Origin of the sequence: Nocardia sp. NPDC004168, assembly GCF_040610355.1 — a bacterium.
In the GTDB taxonomy this organism is placed as follows: Bacteria; Actinomycetota; Actinomycetes; order Mycobacteriales; family Mycobacteriaceae; genus Nocardia; species Nocardia sichangensis.
Map to the genome: position 1 here is coordinate 1 of NZ_JBEXME010000072.1, position 5,837 is coordinate 5,837.

At 64.2% G+C, this 5,837-nt stretch carries 4 protein-coding genes and 1 pseudogene; all 5 read left to right on the plus strand.

All coding sequences use genetic code 11. From position 1 onward, the window contains the following. Nucleotides 1-152: 152 nt before the first annotated feature. Nucleotides 153-275: pseudogene (locus ABZW96_RS37090) on the plus strand (IS5/IS1182 family transposase); the annotation flags it as partial. A gap of 133 nt (nt 276-408) precedes the next feature. Beyond that, the gene (locus tag ABZW96_RS37095) at nt 409-1,347 is read left to right on the plus strand and encodes a hypothetical protein (protein WP_355081510.1); all 939 of its coding nucleotides are present in this window, start codon (nt 409-411) and stop codon (nt 1,345-1,347) included. A gap of 199 nt (nt 1,348-1,546) precedes the next feature. After that, nucleotides 1,547-2,314, plus strand: a complete 768-nt coding sequence (locus ABZW96_RS37100) for a hypothetical protein (protein ID WP_355081512.1) — start codon at nt 1,547-1,549, stop codon at nt 2,312-2,314. 561 nt (nt 2,315-2,875) lie between these two features. Continuing rightward, nucleotides 2,876-4,090 (plus strand): IS110 family transposase, encoded by a 1,215-nt coding sequence (locus ABZW96_RS37105; protein WP_355081514.1) that lies wholly within the window; start codon nt 2,876-2,878, stop codon nt 4,088-4,090. Nucleotides 4,091-4,741: 651 nt separating this feature from the next. Beyond that, nucleotides 4,742-5,458, plus strand: coding sequence for a hypothetical protein (locus tag ABZW96_RS37110; protein ID WP_355081516.1), 717 nt, complete (start codon nt 4,742-4,744; stop codon nt 5,456-5,458). Nucleotides 5,459-5,837 lie beyond the last annotated feature (379 nt).

Here is a 5,837-nt window from a genome sequence, read left to right on the forward strand (position 1 = left end):
GTCCTGTGGGCCATGACCCTGGTCATGCGGCGCCGACTCGCCCGCCTCACAACCCACCCGATCCCGAAATGATCAGTTCATACACAGGCACTAAGAGGTCGCGCGGATAGGTCACGGTGTGGTGGCGCTGATGTGAGGGACGGGGGTCTTGGCTGAACGAACCGTTGTGGGACCAGTTCGCCGCGCTGCTGCCCGACCGGCAGGTCTTTATGACCGGGCGCATCCGGTGTCACCGCCGCCGGATAGCCGATCGGATCGTCTTCGACCAGATGCTTCCTGACGATGTGTAGTGGCTTCATCATGGTGGGATGCCGAATGCTGAAACCCTTGTTCTGTCGCTGACCGGACCTGGAAGCCACACCGTTCAAAGTCCCGGCCGGGCAGGGCAGCCTCAGCATCGGGCCGGTCGTGCCCGGCGAATCCAAGCCGGACGTGGTCGTCGGTCCCGACGATGTGCTCGACTGGTCTACTTTTGATGGGTTCACTGTGCCCGCTGGTTACCCATGGCCGCGGGTCCTGGGCTACCGCGGCAGCGATCTCGGTTTCCTCGCCTGGTCTCGGCGGCGCACGATCGAGCAGTTCGCGTGGACACCGACGGTCCCGATGACCGTCGACGCCGGCGCGGCCGACATCCATCATCTCACCGTCAGTCTGCGGAGCGCGGCACTGACCATCGTGCTGCCGGCGACGACGAGTGCCTTCACCGCGTGCGGTGACCTGGCGCTGCTGCATGCCGAACTGGCGGCTGGCGGCGTATGCCCGCACCTGTATTTCTACCCCGCCACCCGCGCATCCCGTGACGCCGAGCCATTGAAGCTGCCGCCGCTGCCGTCCCTGGCCGAGGCCACCTCGATCTACGTCGGCGCCAAACCGCTGCGGCAGGCCTTCGACTGCGCGAGCCTGCTGCAGTTCCCGCACCTGACCCAGGTACGGCTATTTGGTCAACTCACCAACCTCGACGCACTCGCCGAGCTATCCCACGTGCAGCGGCTGCAGCTGGGCGACTGCCCTGACCTGACCGGCCTGCCCCCATTGACCACATGGCCGGGCCTACACGACTTCGACGCTTCAAACATCGCCCAGGAGGCTGGTAGGGACCTGCGGCAGCAGCTCAAGGGCGTCCGCTTGCCGCACGCGTCGGTGACCCGGCTCCGAACCGCTGAGTGGTTTGAGCGGGACTACGGTCTGCCGTTCAGCGAATGGCCGACCGCGACCGCCCGACGCGCGACCAAGGCGTTTCGCGCCGCTGAGGCCGCCGACGACCCCGAGACGGGTATCCGCGCATTCATCCGCGCGATCAACGACCTGCCTGGCATCGCGACGCCCCGAATTGTGAGGATTATGTGAGCGACCGCGTTCGTTCCGTGCCGAACGTCCGCCAACCGCGACCGGCCGACCTGTAGGCTCGATGAGCGAATGTTCGAGTGGCCGGTTCGTGCACGAAGAGCGGTCACTCGCTCATTTCCGCCTTGAAGCACATGGGCCGAAGCTGTGTGATGAAAGCACCGGATGGAAATTGGTGGCCATGCTCAGTACGATTCTTGCTGTGGGCTGGAACGTCGCTGATCGGGAGCTAGTTTCGTGGCTCGGCACGCCGGAAACTGATCTCGGGTGGTGTGGGTACAAGATCGACTCACGACCCGATGCGGCGTGGCTGCTGCATGCGATGTACGAGCACGAGTCGGGCCTAGCGAAACTCACCTACGACGAGGAGCAGCGGCAGCGACTGGCTGCCGGACTCGAGAAGCCGACGAGAATCCCCGGCTTCGACCTCGAGGCCAGGTCGTGCGTGATCGGCAACGAGCTGGGCCGCTCCGCGGATCCCGGATCGGGCTGGAAAAGGTTGCGTTGGACCGAACTTGCGGCTCGGCTGGACGAGTCGGTGGTCACCGAGGGCCAATACCCCAGTTTCCGCAGCCTGTCCGGCGCGCACCCGAGCGGGAGCTGGCCGGTGAGTATCCGCCCGCCCGCCGAGGGCTCCCTCGATCGGGAGTCGTGGCAAACGCTGATCGACGTTCTGATCGCGTGGTGCCCGGGCGGTGCGGACACCCAGTGCGTGGCCTACTTCGGTCCGGCAGTGAGCGGTGAGTTCGACACCGGAGTCACTGTCTCAGGCCCTCTTGGCGGCGCCGGAGACCTGTACGACCATCCCAGCGGAGTCGGCTCACCCTCGAATATGTGGGCAGCCGACCGATCCTGGATCACCTGGTCCGATTGGGACCTTTGCGGCACGAAGGTGGCCGGCCCGACCGAGCTGATCGATGCGCTCCAGGCGGCACCGGATCTCGAAGCGCTGCGCCTGCCCTGGTGCTGACAGCTCGGGGTTCTGGCAGCGCCTGAGCTGCCGTAGCGTAATTGTCCGCTCGCTGTAGAACGTCCTTACATGCCGCCTATCGGTCACACGGGGAACGCGGACTCCTCGCCAAGCAAAGCGAGAACGCGTTCCAATTCTGCGGTCGATGTCCCCGAGTGGCGACAGACGCGACGATCCGTCACGATGGCTGCTGACAACCCCAGCCGCGGAAGGTCAGTTGGGTACCGCCGTACCGCAACCAGGCTGGTGCAGTGATATCGAGATTCGCGGCCAGTCACAAACAACACGCTGTCGAAATTCGCGACCATGCGGTGTTCGGCTCCGCGACCAAAGCCAGTGCGCCCACTAAGTTGGTAGGGGTCCGTGAGCCGTTCCCGGATGCCCGGGCTGGCAGGGTGTGGCTGATGTGCTGGATGTCGTTGTGGTGGCTTCTTGCGACTTGCCGCCCTGCCGGGCTGGACGCTCTGGCCGCTGATTGAGAGCTGTTGCGGATCATCGCTGTTTAGGGACCTGTCGGCGGGCCGTCCACGGGCGTGTGACTGCGACAACGGGAGTGGACAAGTGGCCGAACGCCCGGAGATCTGGGTCGGTATCGATGTCGGCAAGCGAACGCACCACGCGTGTGCAGTGGATGCGGTAGGCGCGGTGGTGTTCAGCGAGAAGTTCGGGAACGACCAGCGCCTTGTCGAAGAGCTGATCGCTCGGGCGGGACAGGCCGCCGCGCGGGTGACGCTGACAGTTGACCTGACAGGACCGCTGTCGTTGATGCTGGTCACGGTGTTGCTGAAGGCTGGCCAATCGGTCGCGTATGTGCCCGGCTGCGTGGTGAATTCAATGAGCCGTGGGTTGCGCGGCGAGGGCAAGACCGATGCCAGGGACGCACGGGTGATCGCGGAGACAGCCCGGATGCGACGGGACTTGGTCGAAGTCACGATGCCCGAAGATCTAGTCGCCGGGTTGACCCAGCTGACCAGGTATCGCACGGATCTGATGGGCGACTGGGTTGCCGGGGTGAATCGTCTGCGTGCAGTATTGGGGTCGATATTTCCAGCACTCGAGGCAGCCTTCGACTTCTCGAACCGCAGCCCCTTGATCTCGGCCGCGACGCTGTGCACCCCCGCTGAGATCGCTGGTGTCGGGATCGACGGTGTTGCAGGGCATCTGCGTGAGAAGGGGGTCCGTGCGTCTCGGATTCCGAAGATAGCGGCGGACGCTGTTGCCGCAGCAGCTTCTCAAGATATCGCGCTGCCCGGCGAGGCCGATGCGGCAGTCCTGGTCAAGCGCATGGCCGGCAAGCTGCTCGATTTGGACCGTGAGATCAAGGAAACCGACAAGCTGATCACCCTGCGGTTCCGCGCCCACCCGTGGGCGAGGATCATCGAGTCGTTGCCCGGTATGGGACCAGGGCTCGGCGCGGACTTCCTCGTCGAAACCGGCGGCAACCTGGCGACTTTCGGCTCAGCGGGACGCCTGGCCAGTTACGCCGGTCTGGTCCCGGTTCCCCGTGATTCGGGGCGGGTCAACGGAAATCTGCGCCGACCCACCCGGTATAACCGGCGCATGCGCCGCGTGTTCTACCTGGCCGCGTTCGCCGGCCTGCGGGTCGAAAACGGCCCGTCGCGCCGGTTCTACGAGCGGAAGCGCGCTGAGCGGCTCATCCACCCACAGGCGCTGATGTCGCTGGCTCGCCGTCTGGTCGACGTACTGTGGGCCTTGCTCCGGGACGGCCGCGAGTTCGTCCTCCAACCGCCAACTGCGGCCGGGTCGGCGACTTGACAAAGTCATTGAGAGTCGCAAGTGTCCGGCCGACGTCGTGACCGGTAGCGCGGTGGCGATTCTTCACCCCGATCGGCCGTCCAGGCCCGGGTCGGGCAGGTTTCGGTGCGGCGGCTTGAGAGCCGGTCTTCGTGCGGATGTTGCGAAACCCCGCGCGGCCCCCGTGCGGGTGTAAGTCGGTGCGGTAACCCCGGCTTCCGCACTGGAAGTAGTGAAACTATATCCGATGGTGCGGACCGCGCCGAATCGGTTTCAGTCGGCGTGGCGCGCTCTGAAGCGCTCGACGGCGCGATTCGCGCCGGTCCGTAGCTGAAGCCCTCACAGGAACCAGCAGGCCGCCAGGTCGCCGCGGGCGCACCAACTGACGCAGCGCCACGCTCCACCACCCCGACTTCGCTCACTGCAGCGTGATTCACTAACTGTCGACGGTAACCAACTGTAGGCATTTACCCCATATCTGAGCGAGCTGCATGCATGGGATCCTGACCCTCGCTTGCAATTGTCACGGCCCGCCGGTCTCGAATAGAAACTCAATTCAATGAAGCACTCGGGACAAACGATTTGGAGCGAGGCCGGGTGAGGCTTGGTGGATCTGTTCGCCGCGGGGGAGCGGGGCGTGGCGATAGAGGTACCGAATGGAATGGATGCCTTATGAATCTCATCGATTTTTCGTACCTAGACTTCAACGAGAGCACCGTACGAATGTTGGCCGAGAGCGTACGCACCTTTACCGACAGTGTCGCGAATACGTACGCGTCGGCGACCAATCCAATATTAGAGATGGGTTCGCTTCTCTCGAGCCGCTCACACGCGCAGTGGGCGGAGGCGTGGACGGAGGTCGCGTCACACGCGGCGGAGCTGCATCGGGCCTGCATTGCGGCGGCATCGTCGCTAGATCGCGCGGCGGATCTCATTGCCGCTGCGAAGGTCGTGGTGCTGACCGAACTCAGAAAGTTGGCGGTGGCCTACGTGGGCGTTATGGCCACACCCGGCGCCGGAGCCTTCGAACTCGCAATCGGCGAGATTGCCCGGAACCTATGCAACAACATGGAAGAGATGCTGGTCAGCTATCTTGTCGAGGTGATTCCAGAGGCATTCCAGCCTCTCGAAGACACACTTGCAAAGGTGGTTGTTATGGCGACGGCCGTTGACGCCGGTCACGTATTGCGTGCGCCACCCGACGGATCGAGATCGCTGCAGATGCAAGCCGAACTAGAGCTTCAGGGCGAATCGGCTGAGTTTCTGCGCTACGCCAAGATGCTGGACAACCTCGCCGGAGAAATTGCCCGACATGCGGCGACGTTTGTCGAGGACACTGCGAGACTGGACTTCACCACACGACCGACTCAAGGGCCGGGTGCCCCGTAATCGGGCGGATGTTGTCGGTGATGCAGCGGCCGTTCGCCTCCCAAATCCGGATGCGTGCGTGGACTGCACGGTACGCGACGTTATCGAATAGATTTTTGGCCGTGGTGAGCCACGGCAGGAAAGCGACCCGACCAGGCGGCGGGCACACGACGAACACCGCAGCGGGCCTTCGAACAGCCGCACCATGCCCCGCTGCGCCTCGCGCAGCGGGGCGGGTGGGAGCCCCCAACTTAGTGCTGCGTTCCTCAAAGATCATGTATCTTGTTGCTGGTCTTGGTGGTTCGGGTGTGGTTGAGGTGGGTCCTGCCGAAGGTATTGGTTGCGCGTCCGGCACGGGATGGGCTGGAGGAGCGAAAGGTTCGCAAGATCGCGGGTGCTC

What these genes read in the sequence shown, in the direction of transcription:
- ABZW96_RS37110 (WP_355081516.1), top strand. Translation starts at nt 4,742, where the DNA reads ATGAATCTCATCGATTTTTCGTACCTAGACTTCAACGAGAGCACCGTA.